Below are 23218 nucleotides of genomic sequence, written 5' to 3'. Positions count from 1 at the left end.
GCGCATTGCTCTGGATTAGCGCTCGACGCCGGGCCGCTTGCAAAGTTATCGTGACAGCATGAACCCTGATCCTGCCTCCCCGCACCAGCCACGCATCCTGATCGTCCTGCATCAGGAAACATCGTCGCCCGGCCGCGTGGGGCAGGAACTGGTGAAGCGGGGCTTTGCACTGGACATCCGCCGCCCGCGCTTCGGCGACACGCTTCCCCACACGATGGAGCATCACGCAGGCGCCGTCATCTTCGGCGGGCCGATGAGCGCCAATGATCCGGAAGCCTTTGTCCACCGGGAGATCGACTGGATAGGCGTCCCCCTCTCAGAACAGAAACCCTTTCTCGGCATCTGCCTTGGCGCGCAGATGATGGTGAAGCATCTGGGCGGCAAGGTCGGCGCCCATCCGCAGGATCTGGTGGAAATCGGCTATTATCCGCTGCACCCGACAGAGACCGGAAAGTCCCTGATGCGCTGGCCATCCAAGGTGTACCAATGGCACCGGGAAGGCTTCGACCTGCCGCATGGGGCCGATCTTCTGGCTTCGGGCGATACCTATCCCAATCAGGCCATCCGTGTTGGCCCGTCCGCCTACGGCATTCAGTTCCACCCGGAGCTGACCCATGCCATGATGGTGCGCTGGACCACGAAAGGCGCCCCGCGTATGTCCCTGCCCGGCGCCCAAGGACGCCAGGACCATTTCGCCGGCCGCTACGTCTTCGACCACGCCTCGCGCAAATGGCTGGACGATTTCCTCGACATCTGGATCGGGCGGGCGGGGTAATACCTCACCACGGCCAGACGCTGATAAGCACGCGGATGCTCATGGCAAAGCAGACGATCACAGTGATGGGCCGAATGATTTTTGCCCCGCCCTTGAAGGCAAAGTGAGCCCCGAGATAGGCGCCGGCCATCTGGCCCACGACCATGACACCGCCCGCCACCCAGGCGATCTGGCCGAAGAAAATGAAATAGAACAGGGCACCCAGATTGCTGGTCAGGTTGAACAGCTTGGCGTGGGCAGTCGCGTTGCGGATGGTCATGCCGCGCAGAAGCACCAGTGACGTGGAGCTGAAAGACCCGGTGCCAGGACCGAAGAAACCATCATAGAAGCCGATGGCAGGCGCAGCAGTCACCGCATAGCGTTCTGCACTCATACGCGGCGCCCGCTCTTCGTCCAGGTTCTTGGCGAAGAACAGGAAATAAAGACCGATCGACACCAGCAGCACCGGGATGAACAGCACCAGCAGCTCTGCATTGATCTGCTGCAGTACCCAGCCGCCAAAGATCGAGCCAAGCGATATGGCGATGATGGGCAGAATGTTTGCCCGCACCGATACCGCGCCCCGGCGGATGAAATAGGTGGCTGCCGTCAGCGTGCCGGAACTGCCCTGCAGCTTGTTGGTCGCCAGCGCCGTTGCAGGCGGCAGACCTGCCAGCAGCAGCGCAGGGATGGTGATCAGCCCGCCGCCGCCTGCAATCGCATCGATCCAGCCGGCCATGAGAGCGGCAAGAAACAGGAGGCCGAGAACCTCATAGGACAGTTCCATGGAAGAGCACCGGAAGGGGCTGGGTTCCTGCCGTCTCATGTAAGGCGGCGGGAGGGACCAGCATCGGGGAATGGGACGCCTGCGATGCCACGGAATACGAGGGCTGGCAAGGGCAGTTTGCGGGGGTGAACGCGTTGAAACAAAAAGGGGAGACCGGAGCCTCCCCTTGCGCATTTCCTGTCTGACGCTGCACTCAGGCCTTGAACACCACAAGCAGGTCCTTGGCGTCGATCTGGCTTCCGGGGGTGACGAGCACTTCGGAGACCACACCGTCGCGCTCGGCATGAAGCGCGGTTTCCATCTTCATGGCTTCGATGGACAAGAGCACGTCACCGGCCTTGACCTCCTGACCGGCTGCGATGGCAACGGTGGAGACGACGCCCGGCATCGGCGCGCCCACGTGGGCCTCGTTGCCAGCCTCGGCCTTGCGGCGGGCAGCATGGCCTGCCGCGCCATGGGCCCGGTCCGGCACCTTGATGATCCGCGGCTGGCCGTTCAGCTCGAAGAACACCTTCTTTTCGCCCTGCTCGTCCGTCTCGCCCACGGCCTGGCAGCGGACCACCAGCGTCTTGCCCGGCTCCAGCTCGACGAGGATTTCCTCGCCCACCTCAAGCCCGTAGAAATAGACCGGCGTCGGCAGAACCGAGGTCGGGCCGTACTGGCTCTGAGCCTTGGCAAAGTCCGTGTAGACCTTCGGGTACATGAGATAGGACGCAAGATCCATGTCGCTGATCTCGAGCCCGGTCTTCTCGGCGGCTTCCTTGCGGCGGGCCTCCAGATCCTCCTGCTGCAGGAGCGAGCCGGGACGCACGGTGATAGGCGTATCGCCCTTCAGCACCTTGGCCTGCAGCGCCTGCGGCCAGCCGGCCGGGGGCTGGCCCAGATCGCCGCGCAGCATCTGCACGACGGAATCAGGGAAGGCCACGTCTTTGGACGGGTCCACCACATCAGCCACCGTCAGGCCCTGGCTGACCATCATCAGCGCCATGTCGCCAACCACCTTGGACGACGGCGTGACCTTGACGATATCACCGAACATCATGTTGGCATCGGCATAGGCCTGCGCCACTTCGTGCCAGCGGGTTTCAAGGCCAAGCGAGCGGGCCTGTTCCTTGAGGTTGGTGAACTGACCGCCCGGCATCTCGTGCAGATAGACTTCGGAGGCAGGCCCCTTCAGGTCGCTTTCAAAGGCCGCATACTGGCCGCGCACCGCTTCCCAGTAGAAGGAAATCCGGCGGATCACCTCAGCCGAAAGTCCCGGATCGCGGTCTGAGCCCTTCAGCGCCTCGACAATGGAGCCAAGGCACGGCTGCGATGTGTTGCCGGAGAAGGCATCCATCGCCGCGTCAATGGCATCCACACCTGCATCCACCGCAGCCAGCACCGTGGCAGCCGAAACGCCGGAAGTGTCATGTGTGTGGAAGTGGATCGGAATGCCGATTTCTTCCTTAAGCGCCTTGAACAGGATGCGCGCAGCCGCAGGCTTCAGCAGGCCCGCCATATCCTTGACGCCGAGAATATGCGCGCCCGCCTTTTCCAGCTCCTTCGCAAGATTGACGTAGTACTTCAGGTCATACTGCGGCCTTGCGCTGTCGAGCAGATCGCCCGTGTAGCACAGCGCACCCTCGCAGAGCTTGTCCGTCTCCAGCACTGCGTCGATCGAAACGCGCATGTTCTCCACCCAGTTAAGGCAGTCGAACACGCGGAAGAGATCGACACCGTTCTGCGCTGCCTGATGCACGAAGAAGCGCACCACATTGTCCGGATAGTTGGTGTAGCCAACGCCATTGGAGCCGCGCAGCAGCATCTGAAGGAGGATGTTCGGCGCTTTCTGGCGGATGAGGCGCAGGCGCTCCCACGGGTCTTCCGTCAGAAAGCGCATGGCCACGTCAAAGGTCGCCCCGCCCCAGCATTCCAGCGACAGCAGCTGCGGCAGACCGGCGGCATAGGCATCGGTGATCGCTGCAATGTCATGGGTGCGCACGCGGGTGGCCAGCAGCGACTGGTGGCCATCACGCATGGTGGTGTCGGTCACCAGCACCTGCGGCTGCGCTTTCATCCAGTTTGCAAAGCCCTTCGGACCCAGTTGCTCCAGCAGCTGGCGGGTGCCGTCGGGCTTCACGCTGCCGAAATCCGGCACGACAGGGGCCGCCGCTTCCCGGCCGGGGCGCGGGCGCGAGCGGGTTTCCGGATGGCCGTTGACGGAAACATCGGCAATGTAGGTCAGCAGCTTGGTGGCGCGGTCCTGCCGCTTCACCTGCGCAAACAGTTCCGGCGTGCCGTCGATGAAGCGCGTCGTGTAGTTGTTGGCCCGGAAGTCCGGGTGGCCGATGATGTTCTCGAGGAACACAAGGTTGGTGGCCACACCGCGGATGCGGAATTCGCGCAGGGCGCGTTCCATGCGCTGGCAGGCTTCTTCAGCACTCGGGGCCCAGGCCGTCACCTTTTCCAGCAGCGGATCATAGAAACGGGTGATCACCGCGCCCGAATAAGCCGTGCCGCCATCCAGACGGATACCGAAACCGGTCGCGCCGCGATAAGCGGTGATGCGGCCATAATCGGGGATGAAGTTTTGTTCCGGATCTTCGGTGGTGATGCGGCACTGCAGCGCATGGCCGTTGAGCCGCACATCGCCCTGTACGGGGACCCCGCTTGCCTCGGTGCCGATAGCGGCACCGCCTGCGATCCGGATCTGCGCCTTGACGATGTCGATGCCGGTCACCTGCTCGGTCACCGTATGCTCCACCTGAACGCGCGGGTTCACCTCGATGAAGTAGATGGCGCCCGTGTCCGAATCCATCAGGAATTCGACCGTACCGGCACCGCAGTAATTCACCGCCTGACCGATTTTCAGGCCATAGCCGCACAGCTCCTGCCGCTGAGCCTCAGAGAGATACGGTGCCGGGGCGCGTTCCACGACCTTCTGGTGACGGCGCTGGATGGAGCAGTCGCGCTCGAACAGATGCACCAGATTGCCGTGCGAATCGCCGAGGATCTGCACCTCCACATGGCGGGCGCGCTCGACCAGCTTCTCCAGATAGATCTCGTCCTTGCCGAAGGCAGCCTTCGCCTCGCGCTTGGCTGCGACCACTTCGCGCACCAGCGTCGCCTCGTCGCGGATGACGCGCATGCCGCGGCCGCCGCCGCCCCAGGAAGCCTTGAGCATCACCGGATAACCGATACCATCCGCCTGCCGCTTGATCTCCTCGATATCATCCGGCAGCGGATCGGTGGCCGGCATGACGGGCACCCCCGCCTCGATGGCAAGGTTGCGCGCCGCCACCTTGTTGCCAAGCCGGCGCATGGTCTCGGGCTGCGGGCCGATGAAGATGATGCCGTTCTGGGCGCAGGCCTCGGCAAACTCCGGGCTCTCCGACAGGAAGCCATAGCCGGGATGGATGGCATCGGCGCCCGAGAGTTTGGCAACCCGGATGATCTCGTCGATGGACAGATAGGCCTCGATCGGGCCGAGGCCTTTGCCGACCTGATAGGCCTCGTCGGACTTGAAGCGGTGAAGCGCCAGTTTGTCCTGCTCGGCAAAGATGGCGACGGTTTTCAGCCCGAGCTCATTCGCGGCACGGAACACGCGGATAGCGATTTCAGATCTGTTAGCAACGAGAATCTTACGGATGGCCAAGCCCATACCTCCCCAATATGAAAGCGCATGAGTCATACAAAGGGATGAGGGCAAAGAAAAGAGCCAACACTCTTGACCTATTCGCCTGCGCCAGCTCAACAATCAAACGCCCCATAATGGGACATAATTCTTTACTTTTTACCTGGTTCAACTGGTTGCCAGGAGCAACCAGTTACGTTCCCCTACCGCTATTTCGTAGCCCTGCCGCCTGAACACTACAAACTGTCGTACGAACAAAACAAAAACGCATAACGGACAGCGATTCGTGCATGAGTCGTTCCGCTTTGGTGCTGAAAGTTTCGACCGGCCTCATGAAAATTGCTGATCCGGTTAACCTGATCTGCACGATTTCCTGAGCTTGACGCGATTCCGGAAAACCGCCCCCTGCCCGCCGTAAATCCTTGGTCAGATTCAGGATTTCGTAGCCACCTCCTTGCCGGAAACCACATGTCGTAGGGAACAAAAACAGACTCAGGGCTTGTCTGCGATTCGATCAGCCTTTGTTCCAGACTCGTTCCTCCACCCCGATCTGCCGCCCTGATTCAGCCATCACCCTGCGCTAGAAGCGGGGCCGAAAATCGTGAGGGACAGGGTGCTGGCCCTATGCTAGACAGCCTTCCGCACGCCCTGACCTTGGTGAGGGCCAAGACACCCGGCCGAACGAAGCACTCCGCGCGATGCCTCCGATCCAGATCATGACCTTGCCGCCGGCCGCCCGGTCCAGAACCGTTACCGCGGTGCTGGGCCCGACCAATACCGGCAAGACCCATCTCGCCATCGAGCGGATGCTGGCGCAGCCCTCAGGCCTCATTGGCCTGCCGCTGCGCCTGCTGGCGCGCGAGGTCTATGGCCGTCTGGTGGAGCGTGCAGGCGAGGCCGCCGTTGCCCTGATCACGGGCGAAGAGAAGATCGTCCCGAAGGCGCCGCGCTTCTGGGTTTCGACGGTCGAGGCCATGCCGCTCGACCTCAATACCGAGTTTGTCGCCATCGACGAGGTGCAGCTGGCCGCAGACATGGAGCGCGGCCACGTCTTCACCAACCGCATCCTGAACCTGCGCGGCCGCTCCGAAACGCTGCTGCTGGGCTCTGCGACCGCCCGCCCTCTGCTGGAAAAGCTCATTCCCGGCCTTAATGTGGTGACACGGCCGCGCATGTCGGTACTGACCTATGCAGGCTCCAAGAAGATTTCCCGCCTGCCGGCCCGTTCTGCGGTCGTCGCCTTCTCCTCCAGCGAGGTCTATGCGATTGCCGAGCTGATCCGGCGCCAGCGCGGCGGTGCAGCAGTGGTGCTGGGCTCGCTCAGCCCGCGCACCCGCAACGCGCAGGTCGAGCTGTTCCAGAACGGCGACGTGGACTATCTGATCGCCACCGATGCGATCGGCATGGGCCTCAACCTGGATGTGGACCACATCGCATTTGCCGGAAACCGCAAATTCGACGGCTATCAATACCGCAATCTCAGCCCCGCCGAGATGGGTCAGATCGCCGGGCGCGCCGGGCGCCACATGCGCGACGGCTCCTTCGGGGTGACGGGCCGCGTCGATCCCTTGTCCGATGATCTGGTGGAGATGATCGAGAGCCACCGGTTCGATGCATTAAAAGTTTTCCAGTGGCGCAACACGCAGCTTGATTTCACGTCGATTTCCAGCCTGCGTGACACACTGGACCTGCCGCCGCGCGAAGATGGACTGGCCCGTGCGCCAGCCGCCGACGATGCGCAGGCCCTCGAATATGCCGCAAAGGATCACGGCATCCGCGACATGGCGTCCTCCCCCGCACGGGTGGCGCTGCTTTGGGATGTCTGCCAGGTGCCGGACTATCGCAAGATAGCCCCGGCTAACCACGGAGACCTGCTTATCCACCTATACACGTTGCTCGTGCGCAACGGGGTGGTCGATGAAGACTGGTTTCAGCGTCAAGTGGCTTTCGCAGACAGGGTGGATGGTGATATCGACACTCTTGCGAACCGGATTGCGCACATCCGCACCTGGACTTTCGTGGCAAACCGTGCCGAATGGCTGAAGGACCCTGTTCACTGGCAGGGCGTCACCCGAGGCATTGAAGACAGATTGTCGGACGCCCTGCATGACCGTTTAACTCAGCGGTTCGTGGACAGGCGGACAAGCGTATTGATGAGACGTTTGAGAGAGAACGCCATGTTGGAAGCGGAAATCACGCAGACTGGGGACGTCCTTGTGGAGGGCCAGCACATCGGCCGCCTGCAGGGGTTCCGGTTCGCGCCGGATGCGGTTGCGGACAGCCCGGAAGGGAAGGCCGTACGCGCAGCAGCCCAGAAGGCCCTGGCCAGCGAGATTGAAGCCCGTTCCGACCGGCTCTCGCGTGCGCCCAATGAAGATTTCGTCCTGAGCACGGATGGCACCATCCGCTGGCAGGGTGAACCCGTCGCCCGTCTCACTGCCGGTGACGACGCGCTGGTGCCCGGCTTTGTGCTTCTGGCAGACGAACACCTGACCGGCCCTGCCCGTGACCGGGTGCAGGCCCGCGTTGACCTTTGGGTCAAGGCCCATGTCGGAACCCTGCTGAAGCCGCTGATCGACCTGAAGGACGCCGAAGGGCTGGAAGGACTTGCCCGCGGCATCGCTTACCGCATCTATGAAGCGCTCGGCATTCTGGAGCGCCAGGATGTGGCCAATGACGTGCGCCAGCTCGATCAGGACATGCGCGCCTCGCTGCGCAAGCTCGGCGTCCGCTTTGGTGCCTACAACATCTATGTCCCGGCGCTGCTGAAGCCCGCCCCCAGCCAGCTTCTGGCCCAGCTCTGGGCGCTGAAGCACGGTTCGCCCGACATGCCTGGCCTCGTGGAACTGCCGCAGCTTTCGGCTTCGGGCCGCACGTCCATTACCGTCGATCCGCAGATCGACAAGGCGCTTTACAAGGTCGTCGGCTTCCGCGTTTGCGGCCCGCGCGCCGTGCGTGTCGACATTCTGGAGCGTCTGGCGGACCTCATCCGTCCGCTGATCGCCTGGAAGCCGCTGGATGCCAGCGTCACCCCGCCCGATGGCGCCATTGCGCAGGGCGGCGGCTTCACCGTCACCGTCGCGATGACCTCGCTGCTGGGCTGCGCGGGCGATGACTTTACAGAAATCCTGAAGTCCCTCGGCTACCGCAACGAAAAGCGCGAGATCGAGCGTCCGGTGGCAGCCGCTCCCGTGGCCAGCGTGACAGTCGAAGCCGCGCCTGCCGAAACGGCCCCGGCCGAAGCCGCTCCTGCGGAAGCGGAAGCTGCTGTAGAAGAACCCGCAGCCGAAGCTCCGGCAGAGACCGAAGCAGGCGCAGAGCCGGTTGCACCTGAGGCTGAAGCGGAGACGGCTGACGCTGGCGAAGCTGCCGCCGTTGCCACTGAAACCGTCACCATCGACATCTGGCGCCCAGGCCGCACCGGCGGGCGTTCGCGTCAGGGTGGTGAAGCTGGCGAGCGCCGTGGCGGTGGTGACCGCGGTGACCGCAACAAGGGCGGCCGTGGCCGTCCGCAGCAGGGCAAGCGCGGCGAAGGTGAGGGCGCTGAAGGCGGCCGTAACCGCTCTGGCGGAGAGCATCGCGGAAACCGTGACGGCAACCGCGAAGGCCGCCGTGATGACAGACGTGATGACCGGCGCGACGGCGGCAAGGGCGGCAAGCCGCAGCATCAGGGTCAGAAGCAGGGTCAGGGTCATGCCGGCCAGCGTGACCGCGCGCCGCGCCCCGAAAAGCCGATTGATCCGAACTCGCCTTTCGCAGCCCTGCTGGCTCTGAAGGCCAACATGGAAAAAGGCAAGTCCTGAGCGCCAAAGGCACATCAGACACGGCCCCGTACGCGGGGCCGTCCGCCTCGCAGCGGATCGACAAGTGGCTCTGGTTTGCCAGGGTGACGAAATCCCGCACCCTGGCCCAGAAACTGGCCGCCGGCGGCCATGTGCGCGTCAACCGTGAGAAGATCGACAGCGCCAGCAAGGCCATCCGCCTTGGCGATGTCCTGACCATCACCCTGGAACGCCGGGTGCTGGTGCTGGAAGTTGCCGGTCTCGGAACGCGGAGGGGCCCTGCCCCGGAAGCACAGCTTCTCTACAAGGACCTGACCCCGCCGCCCGCGCCGCGTGAGGAGGTGCCCATTGCCCCCGCACAGCGTGAGCCTGGCTCGGGCCGCCCCACCAAACGCGACCGGCGCCGCATGGACGCTTTTCACTCCGGCCTTGATGATCCTGAGTAAGTTGATCCCCGGACAGGCAAAAGGACGCATGCGCTTTTCTTCCGCCAAGCCCTTCGTGCCCTTACTGTGCTTGCCTCAAAGGGGCAAAAGCGGTAGGCAACGGCCCTGAAACGGGAAGCAGGTTCTGCCGGTCCGCCGTAGCTGAGGGAGACGGCGCGAGGACCGGCTGACACAGCCAGCGCCATCAAGAGGAACGCGATGACCTACGTCGTCACTGACAACTGCATCAAGTGCAAGTACACCGACTGTGTCGAAGTCTGCCCGGTCGATTGTTTTTACGAGGGCGAGAACATGCTCGTCATCAATCCGGACGAATGCATCGATTGCGGCGTATGCGAGCCGGAGTGCCCGGCCGAAGCCATTCTGCCGGACACCGAGCCGGGCCTTGAGAAGTGGATCGAGCTCAACGCCGAATATGCGGCAAAGTGGCCCAACATCACCGAGAAGAAGGATGCCCTTCCCGAGGCACCTGAGTTTGACGGCGTCAAGAACAAGCTGGAAACGCACTTCTCGCCCAACGGTCCGGACGGCGCCTGAGCCATCGCAAGGCTTGATGCGTCAGCATCCCTCAGCCTTGTCAAAAGCGCGAAATCCTTGACCTGAAGCATGACGGAAGCCTGCAGGTTACGATACGGAAGCAAGTTGCCAGAGCGGCCGGCATAACACCCGGTCGCTTTCTGCTTTGGTTTTTTGCGTTTTTGTGATAGGTTGTTCAAGTAGTCGTCGCAGTCTTGGTTCACCCCCTCCCCCTGGAGGTTTTTTTATGGTCGCAGTCCACCGCTGGATCGTGCGCGAGATCAGGTTTCTCCGCAGCCATGCACATGTGAAATGCGGCCCGTTCGAACCGGCGAGCACCGGCGGCTGACCACCCAAGACGTACAGACAGGTCCGGTGCTCATGCGTGAGCAGGTTCCGGTCCGGTTTGCGTTACCACAGGAACAACGGTCCGCCCCGTGGCGGCCCGGTACGGCTCATTCAGCCGTAACTGCGCAGGAGTTACGAAGCGTATGGCAACCCCCACCAAGAAGACCGCGCAGCGTCAGGGCTTCAAGACTGGCGAACATATCGTTTATCCCGCTCACGGTGTCGGCCAGATCACGGCCATCGAAGAGCAGAGCGTTGCGGGTTATGCGCTGGAACTGCTGGTCATCAGCTTCGAGAAGGACAAGATGACCCTGCGTGTGCCCGTCGCCAAGATCGCTTCGGTCGGCATGCGCAAGCTGGCGGATGCCGCTGCTGTGAAGAAGGCTCTGGAAACCGTTCGCGGCCGCCCGCGCGTCAAGCGCACCATGTGGAGCCGCCGCGCCCAGGAATACGAAGCCAAGATCAACTCCGGCGACCTGCTGGCCATTTCCGAAGTCGTGCGCGATCTCTACCGCTCCGACGCCCAGCCGGAACAGTCCTATTCCGAGCGCCAGCTCTATGAAGCTGCGCTGGACCGGATGGCCCGCGAAATCGCGGCCGTGAACAAGTGCTCCGAGACGGAAGCCGTCAAGCAGATCGAACAGAACCTCGCCAAGACCCCGGCCCGCGCCAAGAGCGCAGACGAGGAAGAAGGCGAGCAGGAAGAAGAAGCCGCCTGATCAGGCCGCCTCTTTTCACGATCAGGAAGGGCGTCCGGCGCAAGCCGTGCGCCCTTTTTCCTTTTTCTGCCCTCAGTGGAGCCATTGTCTTGTGAGACGCTGCAGCCACGTTTCCGTGATGTGCCTGCGTCAGAATGTGCCAGTGAACCGTGCCGGCAGACTGCACGAGAACTGACCCGAGCCAAAAAGCCAATTTAGGACAAATGGTTACACATCGCCCGGGGGAAGGACCCGAGGATGTCCGGCTGCCGTTGCGGCAGTGACCTTCCGCCCCGGCCGCAGCAAACCGGGCGAAAACGCTGATCTGGACCGCCACGACTGGCGTAACATGTCCGACAAGCAACAGGGAGCCTGCCATCATGAGCACATCGATGAGCACCCGGCGCCAGATCGTCAAGGCCGCCATCAACGCGCCGTACCTTAGCCGTGAGGAAGAACAGCAGCTCGCCGTCAAATGGCGGGATGAACAGGATCAGGCCTCGCTGGACCGCCTGTCCCTTTCGCACATGCGTCTCGTCATTGCGGTAGCCGCCCGCTTCCGCAACTTCGGCCTGCCGATGAATGACCTGATCCAGGAGGGCCACGTGGGCCTTCTGGAAGCTGCAGGCCGGTTCGAGCCGGAACGGGACGTGCGCTTCTCCACCTATGCGACCTGGTGGATCCGCGCTTCCATCCAGGACTACATCCTGCGCAACTGGTCCATCGTGCGCGGGGGAACCTCCTCGACGCAGAAGTCGCTGTTCTTCAACCTGCGCCGTCTGCGCGCCAAGATCAGCGCCGAACAGCAGGGCATCAACGAAAGCGAGATGCACCGGCAGATCGCCGAAACCATCGGCGTGAAAATTGCCGACGTGGATATGATGAGCGCCCGCCTCTCCGGGCCCGACACATCGCTCAACGCGCCTCTGTCAGATACGGAAGGCAGCAGCGCGGACCGGCAGGACTTCCTCGTCTCCGATGCGCCGCTTCCCGATGAAGTGGTGAGCGGCGAGATCGATGGCGAGCGCCAGCGCAAGTGGCTGCGCTCTGCCATGAACGTCCTCACCGAGCGTGAACGCCAGATCCTGCGCGAACGGCGCCTGAAGGAAGAAAGCGCCACCCTGGAAGCCATTGGCCAGACAATGGGCATTTCCAAGGAACGCGTCCGCCAGATCGAGAACCGCGCGCTGGAGAAACTGAAGGAAGCCCTGCTCAAAGCGCAACCGGACCGTCTGGCCCTGATGCCGTGAGGCGCGCGCGGAGGTCATCCCCCTCCCGCCCCAGCCAAACCTCTGATCCCCGCGCAGGCGGGGATCCATGACTCTCTTAGACCGTTACGGCGACGACAGGGAGTACTGGATCCCGGCCCTGCCGCTACACTTCAAGCCTAGATGCAGCCGGATAAGGCATCGAAAGCCAAAGAGGATCTCCCGGCTGCAGCACGGTTTCACGCCCAGCTCAGGCCCGCGTCAATCCACCACAAGCTTTACAGACGTTCCTGCCGGGATCTCGTCATCCGGGCCGAAACCGTTCAGCACCGAGAAGAACTCGAGCCGGCGGGAGGGTTCGATACCGCTCATGCCGATGGCGAGGCTGCGGGGCGTGTCGCCAGCCCTGCTCTGTATTACCTTGATGCGCAGCGACTGGAGACGCGCCCGCTCAGTGGGTGACAGCTGGCGGAAGCTCTGGATCGTCTGGTCATAGTCGCGGGTGAAAGCCCCGCCCGGATCGCGGCTGGCGAAGATGAAGCGGTAGCCATTGCGGCCGATACGCACAACGGCAATGCGGAAAGACCAGCCCTGCGTGATCGCGGAACCGACGACCGCGGGCAGGCCGTTGATGGTCGTTTCCTTGACGCTGTCGGGAATGAGGCCATTGATCCAGCCCGCATTCATGTAGCTGCGCAGGCTGTCGTAGCCGGTCAGGTCCGCTCCGTCGAAACGCATGGCCGTGCCCGAGCCATTGCTGGCCAGCACCGCCTCTGGCGAGTTTTCGAGCACATAGCCGGCCGGAACGGAGAAGCCGATGCCCAGCGCCTTGTGCAGGAAATCACGCCCGCGCACGAAGCCTTCCAGCGGATCATCGCCAAACAGCATGCCGTCGATATTCGACAGATAGGCTGTGCGGTCCCGCTCGCCGATGCCCGGCGCGCTGATGGCGCGGGCTTCCTGGACGGCAAGGTTCATCCGCTCAGGCGTGCTCGGATGCGAGGAAATGAAGTCCGGCGCAGAGGAGGCCTCCTTGCGGGCGCTCTGCAACGCAGCAAAGGACGACATGGAATTGAGGAAGCGTGCTGCAGCGAAGGGATCAAATCCGGCGCGGGCCAGCGTGCGCACGCCGATCTTGTCCGCTTCCAGTTCCTGCGCCTGCGAGAAGCGGGCAAAGGAGAGCTGCGAGGAGATGACCGCTTCCTTCACCTTCTCGGGATCCTTCACCACATTGCTGACAACGCGGTTCGCAAGCTCCGTTGCCTCCGCCTTCTGCTGGCGCTGGATGGCGTGATTCGCCGTCACATGCGCCATCTCGTGGGCCAGCACCGCCGCCGCCTCGGACGTGTCATTGGCCAGAGCCAGCAGTCCGCGCGTGATGTAGAGATAGCCGCCCGGTAGGGCGAAAGCATTCACCGCCGGGGAATTGAGAATGGTGATGCGGTAGCTCTGGCTTGGATCATCAGAGGCAGCGACAAGACGTCCGACTACAGCGGCGATGGCGCGTTCCGCGCCAGAGTTCTGATAGACGCCGCCATAGGTCGCCACCACACGCGGATGCTCGCGTGCACCGATATCTGCCGCAAGGCCCGGCCGCAAAGTGCCCGGCGCCACGACGCCCACAGAAGCCGAATTGCCGCCCAGCATCTGGCAGCCCGCGAGACTGGCCATCAGGCCTGCCGTCAGCAGGGTGCGGAGCGCCTTGCGCACCGGGGTAAACTTGTTCGTTACTGACACTGTTCCAACCGGCAATTCATTCACCGCCCGACATTCTGTCCCTGGCCAAAACTTCAATCTGGACTGGATCGGCAATCTCAAGCATCGGGCCGTTCCTGTCCTGCAAAATTCCCGTCACCCGGACCCATCGCCCTTCCAGCGCCTCCGGCGGTATCCCTTTGGCGGCAAGCTCGGCATCCAGCCGGGTATCAATTGTGACTGTGAAATCCGAAGACCAATGACGGCCAAAATTGAGATAGCGAGTCTTGCCGCTTTTTCCAAGAGATACAACAGGTCCTTCAACGATCGTGAAGAGCCCGGTTCGCTCCAGAAGTCCGGCCAGATCACCCGAGCGCAGCCTGACGCCTTCACCCCAATCTGAACCCAGCTTCTTTCGTGCAACGCTTTCGCGGAGCTGGAGTTCCCTCAGGCACTCGGCAGAAACCTGCGGGCTGCCATCTCCCCTGTCCTTCACCGGGGGCGAGACAAAGGCAAGGCCATCGGCAAGAAGCCGCCCCTGCAGCCAGCCTCCGGGCGCATCCACCTGCGCCGCCTCACGGCCCCAGCGGTCCTTCGGGGCGGCATCGCGGAGGATCAATTCTGTTCCAGGCGCCAGCATGTCCTTCAGCGCGTCACGGCCGGGCGGTGCCAGCCAGACGCCCGCCAGCACGACCCTGCGGCCATCGTCAAGGGTCAGCTCGCCAGCATCGGATACAGAGGCAAGCCGCACGGCTTCTGCCTTGCCAGCACTGCCATGGCACGCCAGTTCGGAAGGCAGCCCGGCAGCTTGCGCCACCGGCGCGGCAAAGGACAGCGGTAAAACACCCAGCCCGCAGATGAGCGCAGCACGGCCCACCCGGCACCGGACATATTCACCCAGCCGCATCACCGCATTCGCCTGCATCCACCCTCCAGCCCGCGGACATGCCACATGCCAGATGCCACGATCAGTCATGACTCCGGCCGGAACACCGCCAAACACGGCGGCGCACCCTGACAACAACCTGCCTCTCCGCTACGCGAGGAATACGGCCCATAAATGGCGGAAAAGGCACAAGATTTGAGCAGCGTGCGGCGACCCGCAAGGCTGTCCCCAAGTTCGCGCGCACATTCCACCTTCTGTTCAGGGCCTCGACGCCGGCGCATGCCACAGCGCGTTTGCTCAATCGCAGAATCGCCTTCCCGATACGCCCTGAACCGGGCTGATTGAGAGTTGGTCTCAGCCGCAAATCATGCTATGCGCATCTCCGGCTGGTCCCGTAGCTCAGCAGGATAGAGCATCAGATTCCTAATCTGAGGGTCACAGGTTCGAATCCTGTCGGGATCACCATTTTTTCAGGCCAGCAGGTACTTCCAGCGCAGACGGTCAGGCAGAAATGGACGGTAAAATCGTTCTGCAAGCCATTGCCGCACCTGTTCCGACGCGGAAGGAAACTCATCCAATTTCGGTCAGGAATTCAATGACCTGACGCTGGGCAACCATAGGAAGGTGCTTGTACTGCGGACTAATATTCTGCAAGGCACTCATGCCAGCCTGAGCGAACTGAGGATTCATTCTGGAGGCCGTTTCCAAAGCAACAGCACATCTGCCCGCTATCGGAGCAAGCGCTGCCTTTAATTTTTCTCCGTCGCCAAACTCAAGCACTGCCGCTACATCAAATAGATCACGTGGCTGAAGCATCCCGCAACGATAGTATATTTTCTTTGATATTATCTCGGCAGGCATCTCCAGCATAACCCGCCTACCTTATATATTTTCAAAAATGACAGGCTGGCTGGTAAGCTGACTGCTGCAGATAAAGTCAATTTCACCAACTCCTGAGAAACTCAGCTTCAATGAGCGGGCACCGTCTGAGTCATAGCTTGAAGGGACAAGCTTCAGACTAAACCCTTGAACTTCAGGATTCAGAAGTGGCAAAACCTGCGGATCATCAAGGAAAATATCAATATCATGGCTTTCCCGATGACCGATCTGCAACATCAGGGCCGTCCCGCCTCCAAACGACCATGACGAGATCACATCACTACCACCGGTGAATTCAATGATTTCGCAAGCCGTATGGAACAGCTCTTCCTAACGGCTTGGATAGGGTGTGTTCACGGGCATTCAAGCAGCCCAGGGCAACTGGTATCCCGCCAGTTCTTGAAAGCCTCTTGCAACAGAGGTCACCTTGTCTTCAAAGAGGTTCATCTCTGCGACAAAAGCCCTTTGCAATTCGGGCCGGACCTCCGAAAAAAAAGAGAACGCCTGCATGTGGAAAGCGGTGACGCTGGTCATGTCCGAAATGGCAGCGGCCAGTTCGCATGCAGTGACCTTCACACCATAGGGTGCGTTTACAGTTCCGAGGATCTTGTCAGCCACGCCCATCTTTCGACACCACAATCAAGCAGGTCTTCCATCACTACGTACAGTAGAGATTAGCTCACACTGACAAAAAATCAAAGAACCCGGGCAAGCCTGATGCCCGCCCGGGCCATGCGGCATCACACTTCCACCCAAGCCCCCGCCTCGTCCGATGCAAACAGCGCGTCGAGGATGGCCATGTTCTGGATGGCGTCTTCGGGGCCGTAGGGGAACGGGGCTTCGCCGAGGATGGCGCGGCCGAAGGCGTCGATGAGTTCGGCGTATTGATCGGCAGGCTCTACCTCGATGCGCTGCGCGGCAGCATCGGCGAATTGTGAGCCATCATCCAGCAGCAGGGACACGGACCCACCCTGCGGGGCGTTGTAGGGGATGGTGATTTCCAGACGCTTCTTCGTGCCGACAAGCTGCAGCCGCTGATAGGGCGTGAGCTGGGTGGCGACGGTGAAATCGAGACGGCGGCCACCGCCAAAGTCCAGAATGCCGCTGGAAAGACGGTCCGTGCCGAAGGCCGGGTCCCGGTCGATCATCGACATGACGCGGACAGGCTCTGCCTCGAAGAAGAAACGGCCGGCCACCATCGGATAGCAGCCGATATCCAGCAGCGCACCGCCGCCGATGTCCGCCCGGTTGCGGATGTTGTCCGGGTCGGCGTTGAAGTAACTGAAGAAGGACTGGATGGCCCGCAGCTCGCCCAGCTCGCCGGAGCGGACGATCTCGCGCGCCTTCAGCCACTGCGGGTGCCAGCGCACCATGAAGCCCTCGGCCACCAGCGGGCCGGACTTGGGCAGGGTAAGCAGCTGGCGCGCCTCTTCAGCGTTGAGCGCCATCGGCTTCTCGCACAGAACGTGCTTGCCCGCCTTGGCAGCCTGAAGCGTCAGCGGCACATGCAGGTGGTTCGGCAGCGGATTGTAGATGGCATCCACATTCGGGTCCGCCAGCAGCGCCTCATAGCTGCCGTGCGCCACCTGGATGCCGAGCTGATCTGCGGTTTCCTGTGCCTTGGCAGCATCGCGTGAGGCAATGGCCACCAGCGAGCCGGTGCGCGAAGCACGGATGCCGGGAATCACCTTCTCACGGGCAATCTTTGCGGTGGACAGGACACCCCAGCGGATGGGCCGTGAAACCAGAGACATGAGTTACGCTCCTCAACGTGTGGAAAGCCGCTCCCCCAGCTGGTACGGGGGAGCGGAAAGACAGGAGCAGCAGATTGTCAGGCTTTGCCGCCGAAGGCCAGAGCCATGAGCTGAAAACCTGCCCAGACTGAGTCTCACTCTCAGTAACGCTTTGGCACGTAAAGCTCTTCCGGCAGGGTCATGCGCTCGTAGTCCGGGTTGAAGACGCGGTCCGGCAGCTTCACCGGATCATGCGGGATCTCCTCGTAAGGCACCATCGACAGAAGGTGCGAGATACAGTTCAGCCGCGCCGCCTTCTTGTCGTTGCCTTCCACAATGAACCAGGGCGCCTCGGGAATGTTGGTGCGGGCGAAGGTCTCTTCCTTGGCCTTGGTGTAGGCTTCCCAGCGCACCCGCGACTGCAGGTCCATCGGCGACAGCTTCCACTGCTTCAGCGGATCATGGATGCGCATGAGGAAGCGCAGCTGCTGTTCCTGATCGGTAATCGAGAACCAGTATTTCACCAGCTTGATCCCGGAGCGCACCAGCATGCGCTCGAACTCGGGCACGTCGTGGTAGAATTCCTCCACCTGATCATGGCTGGCAAAGCCCATCACCCGCTCGACGCCAGAGCGGTTGTACCAGGAGCGGTCGAACATCACCATTTCGCCGGCGGCCGGGAGATGCGGCACGTAGCGCTGGAAATACCATTGGCTCTTTTCGCGTTCGGTCGGCGCAGGCAGCGCCACGACACGGGCCACACGCGGGTTGAGGCGCTGCGTGATGCGCTTGATCACGCCGCCCTTGCCGGCGGCATCGCGGCCCTCGAAAATGACGACAAGCTTGTAGCCAGTGTGCTGCACCCAGTCCTGCATCTTCACAAGCTCGGCCTGAAGGCGCAGCAGCTCATGGAAATAGACCTGCCGCTCCACCGTGGACTTGTGCTTCAGCTCGGAAATGAAAGCGAGCTCGCGGGCCAGCTCCGGCGACATGAGCTGGTCATCGATCTCCATTTCCAGCTCTTCATCCAGGCTGTCCAGCCACTCCGCCTGCGCCCAGCTCATATCCTGCTTGTCGTCCATGACCGTCCCGTCTCCAGCTCCGGCGGCACCGCCGCCCCTTGATGCCGGCAAACTACACGCGGATTGCGACAGATTGCCGAAGGTCCCGGATTCATGTGGTGATTTTTATGGACGCCGGAAGATGGGCCGGAAACGAAAACGGGCGGCAAGGTGCCGCCCGTCCTGCATGTCCGGAACGCTTTGCCGGATCAGAGCTTATCCGTCACCGCCGTGGTGGTAGCGCCGGACGGCTCCTTGGTGATGACAGGATCAGAGCCGCCGGAGAGCAGCGACTTCACGGTGCGCTCATAGGCGCTCATGTCGAGCTTGCCGTCCGAGCCATCCACCAGCTTCACCACTTCGCCAACCATGCGCTTCTGATGCTTTTCGGTCTGGGCGCCGGAGGCATCGTTTTCCAGAACGATATCGGCCGCTTCATCCGGGTTCTCGGAGGCATAGGCCCAGCCCTTCATGGAGGCGCGCACGAAGCGGGTATATTTGTCCACCATGGCCGGGTCTTTCAGGCTGTCTTCCAGCACATAGAGGCCGTCTTCCAGCGTAGCGACGCCTTGATCCTCATATTTGAAGACCACCAGATCCTCTGCCGGAATGCCCGCGTCAATCACCTGCCAATACTCGTTGTAGGTCATGGTGGAGATGCAGTCCGCCTGCTTCTGCAGCAGCGGATCGACGTTGAAGCCCTGCTTAAGCACGGTCACGCCGTCCGCCCCGCCAGTGGTGGGCAGCTTCAGCTGGCTCATCCAGGACAAGAATGGATATTCATTGCCGAAGAACCAGACGCCCAGCGTCTTGCCCTTGAAATCAGCCGGAGAAGTGATGCCCGTTTCCTTGCGGCAGGTCAGCATCATGCCGGACTTCTTGAACGGCTGGGCAATGTTGACGAGCGGAACGCCCTTCTCGCGCGAGGCAAGGGCGGAGGGCATCCAGTCGATGATGACGTCGGCACCGCCACCGGCAATCACCTGCGGCGGGGCAATGTCCGGGCCGCCCGGCTTGATGGTGACATCAAGGCCCTCAGCCTCGTAGAAGCCCTTGTCCTTGGCCACGTAGTAGCCCGCAAACTGGCCCTGCGTCACCCACTTGAGCTGCAGCGTCAGCTGGTCCGCCGCATGGGCCGCGCCCGTGGTGAGGGCTCCGGCCAGCATGGTGGCGGCGGCGAGGGCCTTTACTGCGAAATGCGCCATTCCCCTTCTCCTCTTGCATGCCCGGAGCTGAGGCTCCGGTCTCTGGAAGTGTCATGCGGGAGTTGGCGCGGCAGAGAAAAGTCGGCCAGCCGGGTTGCCGGTGGCACGTTCCCCCGTATCCTTCGCCTCCCCCTCCGGACCCGTTTGCCGGGCCATCTTGTTGTCGTCACCTGACCATTTGGTCAAAAAAGCCTAGGAAACCTGCGGCCTCCCGGTCAAGGTGATTATTTACGCAGCGGCGGCTATTTTCTGACCAGCCGCAACGTCAAGAGTGCGCGGCTTTCGGGGCTGGGTCAAAGGGATTCCGTCTCCGCAATTGGATGGATTGCAGGCAGGCCGTTGTCATTTTATGTTCATATGAACGTCGCTCACGGTTCATATGAACGATCTATGGGAGAGGAACCGCCTGGTGCGCAGGGGCCGGACAACGGCGAGGCGCCGGGCAGTGTGTGCGGCAACCAGAGTGGTGATGCGAATATGCTCGGTCAGCAGGACTTAAGCAACAGGCAATCCGAAATTGCCGATCTGGTTCAGAGCCATGGCTTCATGTCCGTGGAAAGCCTGGCCGAGCGCTTTGACGTGACGACCCAGACCATCCGGCGCGACGTGAACCGGCTGTGCGAACTGGGCATCCTGCGGCGCACCCACGGCGGTGTGGAACCGCCGGTGCCGGGCGGCAACGTGCATTACAGCACCCGCCGCATCATGAACCTGCCGCAGAAGCGCCGCATCGCGCGCATGGTGGCAAGCATGATCCCCGACGGGGCATCCCTCGCCTTTTCCATCGGCACCACGCCGGAACTCGTCATGCAGGAACTTGTGCGTCACGAAGGCTTGCGCATCTTTACCAACAATCTCTACGTCGCCGTGACGGCTTCGGAGAATCCGGGCTTTCACGTCACCATTGCCGGTGGGCGGCTGCGCTCGGGCGACAGGGACGTGCTGGGCACGGTGACCCAGGACTTCTTTGCCAGCTACAAGGTGGATTACGGCATCTTCGGCGTTGGCGGTGTGGATGAGGACGGCACGCTGCTGGACTTCACGGAAGAGGAAGTGGCGGCCCGGCAGGCGATCCTCGCCAATTGCCGCAATTCGCTGCTGGTTCTGGACCAGAGCAAGTTCGGCCGCATTGCCCATGTGCGCGGCGGCCACCTCAGCCATGTCAGCCACGTGGTCTGCGATGGCCCCATCCCGGAAACCCTCGTGCCCTTGCTCAAGACCTCGGGGACACAGCTGGTCATCTGCCCGCCGGAAGAAGACTGAGAGATCTTCTACATGCCTGCATGACCGCCTGTCTGGCCGCCCGCGATCACCGCAACGGATTTCAGCACCATGAAGCAGGAAACATCCGGCGCCAGTTCCAGGTTCGCTGCGGAGCGGGTGGTGATGCGGGCAAGGAACCGCCTGGAGCCTGAGGCCAGTTGCACCAGCATGCTGCCGGTCTGGGCCTCTGTGAGACCGGTCACCTTCGCAGGCAGCACATTGAGCGCCGACAGCCCCTGCGGCACATGACGGGAGAGGAGAATATCCTCCGCCTCGATCCGCAGCCGCACCCGCTCGCCCGGACCCGCCGCAAGGCGCGGCAGCAAAAGACGGCTCTCGCCCCCCTCCCCATCGGGCAGGCCAACTTCCGTCAAACCATCTTCCGTATGGGCGCGGACGATCCCCTCCAGCAGCGCACCGGCTCCTGATGGCCCCAGCGCGGAAAGGGATAGCGGATCGGCAAGAACCTCTGCCGGAGTGCCGGAATGGCGCACGCGGCCGGCCTCCATCAGCACCACACGGGAGGCAAGGCGGGTGACTTCCGCCAGCGAATGGCTGACATAGAGCACCGGCACATCGCTGGTCCGGGTCAGCCGCTCCAGATAAGGCAGGATCTCGGCCTTGCGCGCTTCGTCCAGCGCGGCCAGCGGCTCGTCCATCAACAGAAGACGCGGGCGGGAGAGAAGCGCCCGGCCTATCGCCACCCGCTGCTTTTCACCGCCCGAAAGCGCCGCCGGACGGCGGGAGAGCAACGGGGCGAGCCCAAGCAGATCAACAATCCTCTCCAGCTCCACCGCCCTGCCGCCGCCGTTGAAGGCATGGCCATAGAGCAGGTTCTGCCGGACGGTGAGATGCGGGAAAAGGCGGCCTTCCTGAAACACATAGCCGATACGGCGCCGGTGCGGCGGCATGAAGATGCCCGAAGAACTGTCCCACAGAACCTCTCCATTCAGCCGGACATGACCGGCATCCGGGCGCAAAAGGCCAGCGACCGCCTGCACAAGCGTCGTCTTGCCCGACCCTGAGCGGCCAAACAGCGCCGTCACCCCGGCACCGCCGGTGAAGGCCGCATCCAGCGAGAAGCCCGGAAAGGCATGACGGATGGAAACATCGAGCGTCATCGGCCGGATATCCTGCGGGCAACCCGTGCGGAGACGAATTCGGACAAGAGCAGCGCCGCCATGGCGATGGCGATGGAGACAAGCACCAGCCGGAAGGCGGAAGTTTCCCCGTCCGGCACCTGCAGGAAGGCATAGATGGCGGAGGGCAGCGTCTGCGTCTGGCCGGGTATGTTGGAGACGAAGGTTATGGTGGCGCCAAACTCACCCATTGCCTTGGCAAAGGCGAGAATGGCCCCGGCGATGATGCCGGGCAGGATCAGCGGCAGGGTGACGGTGAGGAAGACCCAGAGGCGGGAGGCGCCCAGCGTCGAGGCTGCCTCTTCCAGCCTCACGTCCACCGCCTCGATGGACAGGCGCATGGCCCGCACCATCAGCGGAAAAGCCATGACGGCAGCGGCAAGCGCCGCCCCCGTCCAGCGGAAGGCGAAGACCAGGCCGAAGGTTTCTTCCAGAAAGCGTCCAACCGGCGCCTTGCGGCCAAAGGTGATGAGCAGCAGATAACCGGTGACGACCGGCGGCAGGATCAGCGGCAGATGCACAAGGCCATTGAGCAGCTGCCGCCCATAGAACCGCCCCCGCGCCAGCGCGAAGGCGGCAGCAAGACCAAAGGGCAGGCTGACCAGCGTGGCCCAGAAGGAAACCTGCAGGGAGAGCGCCACGGCACGCCACTCCTGCGGACTGAGCCATTCCGTCATCTCAACTCCGTCTGCCCATAAGCTGGCCCGGCCGGTTATCGCGCCAGAACCGTGAAGCCCTCTGCCTTGAACACGGCGCTCGCCTTCTCCCCCTTCAGATAGGTGAGAAAAGCCTCTGCCCCGTCACGGGCGGAAGCGATGAGCCCCGCCGGATAGACAATAGGCTCATGGCTGGCTTCCGGGAAAGTGCCCACGATGCTGACCTTGTCATCGGCGGCGGCATCCGTACTGTAGACGATGCCGTATGGCGCTTCATCCCTTGCAACGAGAGCAAGCGCGGCACGCACATTGTCCGACTGTGCCACCTTGGGCTCCACGGAGGCCCAGAGGCCCAGCGAGGTGAGTGCCGCCTTGCCATAGACACCCGCCGGAACGCTGTCCACCAGCGCCATGGCCAGTTTGCCCTCGCCAATCATGCCTGCAAGGTCCAGCGCCGGGGTTATCTCCACCTTCGGCGCATCACCGCCGTGAGCGATGAGCACCAAGGTATTGCCAAGCAGGTCCGACCGGCTGCCCGCCTTGATG

General features: G+C 62.5%; 20 protein-coding genes and 1 tRNA gene. 8 read left to right on the top strand and 13 right to left on the bottom strand.

All coding sequences use genetic code 11. The features are described 5' to 3' along the window. Positions 1-58: 58 nt before the first annotated feature. Complete coding sequence (locus tag V6L75_RS12130; RefSeq protein WP_334251762.1) at positions 59-775, top strand: glutamine amidotransferase; 717 nt, start codon at positions 59-61, stop codon at positions 773-775. 4 nt (positions 776-779) lie between these two features. On the opposite strand, the gene V6L75_RS12125 is transcribed toward V6L75_RS12130, so the two are convergent. Continuing rightward, a complete protein-coding gene (locus V6L75_RS12125) occupies positions 780-1541 on the bottom strand; it encodes a TSUP family transporter (protein WP_334251761.1) in 762 nt (253 codons plus the stop codon). 193 nt (positions 1542-1734) lie between these two features. Next, the gene (gene pyc, locus V6L75_RS12120) at positions 1735-5178 is read right to left on the bottom strand and encodes a pyruvate carboxylase (RefSeq protein WP_334251760.1); all 3444 of its coding nucleotides are present in this window, start codon (positions 5176-5178) and stop codon (positions 1735-1737) included. A gap of 695 nt (positions 5179-5873) precedes the next feature. On the opposite strand from pyc, the gene V6L75_RS12115 reads away from it, so the two are divergent. The 5 genes from V6L75_RS12115 to V6L75_RS12095 all read left to right on the top strand — a co-directional run bounded on the left by V6L75_RS12115 (position 5874) and on the right by V6L75_RS12095 (position 12197). Then, positions 5874-8960 carry a helicase-related protein gene (locus V6L75_RS12115; RefSeq protein WP_334251759.1) on the top strand — a complete coding sequence of 1029 codons (3087 nt, stop codon included), beginning with the start codon at positions 5874-5876 and terminating at the stop codon, positions 8958-8960. Beyond that, entirely contained in the window at positions 8957-9385 is a 429-nt protein-coding gene (locus V6L75_RS12110; protein WP_334251956.1) for an RNA-binding S4 domain-containing protein, read from the top strand. The genes V6L75_RS12115 and V6L75_RS12110 overlap by 4 nt, the downstream gene beginning before the upstream one ends. 198 nt (positions 9386-9583) lie before the next feature. After that, positions 9584-9922: a ferredoxin FdxA gene (gene fdxA, locus V6L75_RS12105; protein WP_334251758.1), complete on the top strand. Its 339-nt coding sequence runs from the start codon at positions 9584-9586 to the stop codon at positions 9920-9922. A gap of 470 nt (positions 9923-10392) precedes the next feature. Then, on the top strand, positions 10393-10968 hold the full coding sequence (locus V6L75_RS12100; RefSeq protein WP_334251757.1) for a CarD family transcriptional regulator: 576 nt from the start codon (positions 10393-10395) through the stop codon (positions 10966-10968). Between the two features lie 359 nt (positions 10969-11327). Further along, positions 11328-12197, top strand: a complete 870-nt coding sequence (locus V6L75_RS12095; RefSeq protein ID WP_334251756.1) for an RNA polymerase factor sigma-32 — start codon at positions 11328-11330, stop codon at positions 12195-12197. A gap of 219 nt (positions 12198-12416) precedes the next feature. On the opposite strand, the gene V6L75_RS12090 is transcribed toward V6L75_RS12095, so the two are convergent. Both V6L75_RS12090 and V6L75_RS12085 read right to left on the bottom strand, forming a co-directional pair. Next, positions 12417-13892, bottom strand: a complete 1476-nt coding sequence (locus tag V6L75_RS12090) for a M48 family metalloprotease (RefSeq protein ID WP_334251755.1) — start codon at positions 13890-13892, stop codon at positions 12417-12419. 16 nt (positions 13893-13908) lie between these two features. Further along, the gene (locus V6L75_RS12085; protein WP_334251754.1) at positions 13909-14775 is read right to left on the bottom strand and encodes a hypothetical protein; all 867 of its coding nucleotides are present in this window, start codon (positions 14773-14775) and stop codon (positions 13909-13911) included. Positions 14776-15124: 349 nt separating this feature from the next. Between V6L75_RS12085 and V6L75_RS12080 the strand changes: the two genes are divergently transcribed. Further along, positions 15125-15201 (top strand) — tRNA-Arg (locus tag V6L75_RS12080). 105 nt (positions 15202-15306) lie between these two features. Here the strand turns inward: V6L75_RS12080 and V6L75_RS12075 are convergent. The 6 genes from V6L75_RS12075 to V6L75_RS12050 form a co-directional block, all read right to left on the bottom strand. Beyond that, positions 15307-15606, bottom strand: a complete 300-nt coding sequence (locus V6L75_RS12075; RefSeq protein WP_334251753.1) for a hypothetical protein — start codon at positions 15604-15606, stop codon at positions 15307-15309. A gap of 12 nt (positions 15607-15618) precedes the next feature. Beyond that, complete coding sequence (locus V6L75_RS12070; RefSeq protein WP_334251752.1) at positions 15619-15891, bottom strand: nucleotidyl transferase AbiEii/AbiGii toxin family protein; 273 nt, start codon at positions 15889-15891, stop codon at positions 15619-15621. Positions 15892-15978: 87 nt separating this feature from the next. Continuing rightward, positions 15979-16239, bottom strand: coding sequence for a hypothetical protein (locus V6L75_RS12065; protein ID WP_334251751.1), 261 nt, complete (start codon positions 16237-16239; stop codon positions 15979-15981). Between the two features lie 116 nt (positions 16240-16355). Continuing rightward, entirely contained in the window at positions 16356-17369 is a 1014-nt protein-coding gene (locus tag V6L75_RS12060; RefSeq protein WP_334251750.1) for a Gfo/Idh/MocA family protein, read from the bottom strand. Positions 17370-17509: 140 nt separating this feature from the next. Beyond that, a complete protein-coding gene (ppk2, locus tag V6L75_RS12055) occupies positions 17510-18430 on the bottom strand; it encodes a polyphosphate kinase 2 (protein ID WP_334251749.1) in 921 nt (306 codons plus the stop codon). 188 nt (positions 18431-18618) lie between these two features. Continuing rightward, entirely contained in the window at positions 18619-19575 is a 957-nt protein-coding gene (locus tag V6L75_RS12050; RefSeq protein ID WP_425498738.1) for an ABC transporter substrate-binding protein, read from the bottom strand. A gap of 516 nt (positions 19576-20091) precedes the next feature. Here V6L75_RS12050 and V6L75_RS12045 point away from each other — a divergent pair. After that, positions 20092-20877 carry a DeoR/GlpR family DNA-binding transcription regulator gene (locus V6L75_RS12045; RefSeq protein ID WP_425498739.1) on the top strand — a complete coding sequence of 262 codons (786 nt, stop codon included), beginning with the start codon at positions 20092-20094 and terminating at the stop codon, positions 20875-20877. Positions 20878-20885: 8 nt separating this feature from the next. Here the strand turns inward: V6L75_RS12045 and modC are convergent, their stop codons facing one another. The 3 genes from modC to modA all read right to left on the bottom strand — a co-directional run. After that, positions 20886-21998, bottom strand: a complete 1113-nt coding sequence (modC, locus tag V6L75_RS12040; protein WP_334251746.1) for a molybdenum ABC transporter ATP-binding protein — start codon at positions 21996-21998, stop codon at positions 20886-20888. Then, positions 21995-22693: a molybdate ABC transporter permease subunit gene (gene modB / locus V6L75_RS12035; protein ID WP_334251745.1), complete on the bottom strand. Its 699-nt coding sequence runs from the start codon at positions 22691-22693 to the stop codon at positions 21995-21997. Before modB ends, modC begins: the two co-directional genes overlap by 4 nt. 35 nt (positions 22694-22728) lie before the next feature. Next, positions 22729-23218, bottom strand: a 490-nt coding sequence (modA, locus tag V6L75_RS12030; RefSeq protein ID WP_334251744.1) for a molybdate ABC transporter substrate-binding protein, incomplete at its 5' end; no start/stop codon positions are given.

Origin of the sequence: Pannonibacter anstelovis, from assembly GCF_036881715.1 — a bacterium.
In the GTDB taxonomy this organism is placed as follows: Bacteria; Pseudomonadota; Alphaproteobacteria; order Rhizobiales; family Stappiaceae; genus Pannonibacter; species Pannonibacter anstelovis.
The sequence above is the reverse complement of the archived record's forward strand: the minus strand, read 5'-3'. Positions and strand labels throughout refer to the sequence as shown.

Bases quoted from the DNA above. Each gene is read 5' to 3' on its own strand.
- V6L75_RS12130 (WP_334251762.1), top strand. From the start codon at position 59: ATGAACCCTGATCCTGCCTCCCCGCACCAGCCACGCATCCTGATCGTC.
- V6L75_RS12125 (WP_334251761.1), bottom strand. From the start codon at position 1,541: ATGGAACTGTCCTATGAGGTTCTCGGCCTCCTGTTTCTTGCCGCTCTC.
- V6L75_RS12115 (WP_334251759.1), top strand. From the start codon at position 5,874: ATGACCTTGCCGCCGGCCGCCCGGTCCAGAACCGTTACCGCGGTGCTG.
- fdxA (WP_334251758.1), top strand. From the start codon at position 9,584: ATGACCTACGTCGTCACTGACAACTGCATCAAGTGCAAGTACACCGAC.
- V6L75_RS12100 (WP_334251757.1), top strand. From the start codon at position 10,393: ATGGCAACCCCCACCAAGAAGACCGCGCAGCGTCAGGGCTTCAAGACT.
- V6L75_RS12095 (WP_334251756.1), top strand. From the start codon at position 11,328: ATGAGCACATCGATGAGCACCCGGCGCCAGATCGTCAAGGCCGCCATC.
- V6L75_RS12085 (WP_334251754.1), bottom strand. From the start codon at position 14,775: ATGCAGGCGAATGCGGTGATGCGGCTGGGTGAATATGTCCGGTGCCGG.
- V6L75_RS12075 (WP_334251753.1), bottom strand. From the start codon at position 15,606: ATGCTGGAGATGCCTGCCGAGATAATATCAAAGAAAATATACTATCGT.
- V6L75_RS12065 (WP_334251751.1), bottom strand. From the start codon at position 16,239: ATGGGCGTGGCTGACAAGATCCTCGGAACTGTAAACGCACCCTATGGT.
- V6L75_RS12060 (WP_334251750.1), bottom strand. From the start codon at position 17,369: ATGTCTCTGGTTTCACGGCCCATCCGCTGGGGTGTCCTGTCCACCGCA.
- ppk2 (WP_334251749.1), bottom strand. From the start codon at position 18,430: ATGGACGACAAGCAGGATATGAGCTGGGCGCAGGCGGAGTGGCTGGAC.
- V6L75_RS12050 (WP_425498738.1), bottom strand. From the start codon at position 19,575: ATGCTGGCCGGAGCCCTCACCACGGGCGCGGCCCATGCGGCGGACCAG.
- V6L75_RS12045 (WP_425498739.1), top strand. From the start codon at position 20,092: ATGCTCGGTCAGCAGGACTTAAGCAACAGGCAATCCGAAATTGCCGAT.
- modC (WP_334251746.1), bottom strand. From the start codon at position 21,998: ATGACGCTCGATGTTTCCATCCGTCATGCCTTTCCGGGCTTCTCGCTG.
- modB (WP_334251745.1), bottom strand. From the start codon at position 22,693: ATGACGGAATGGCTCAGTCCGCAGGAGTGGCGTGCCGTGGCGCTCTCC.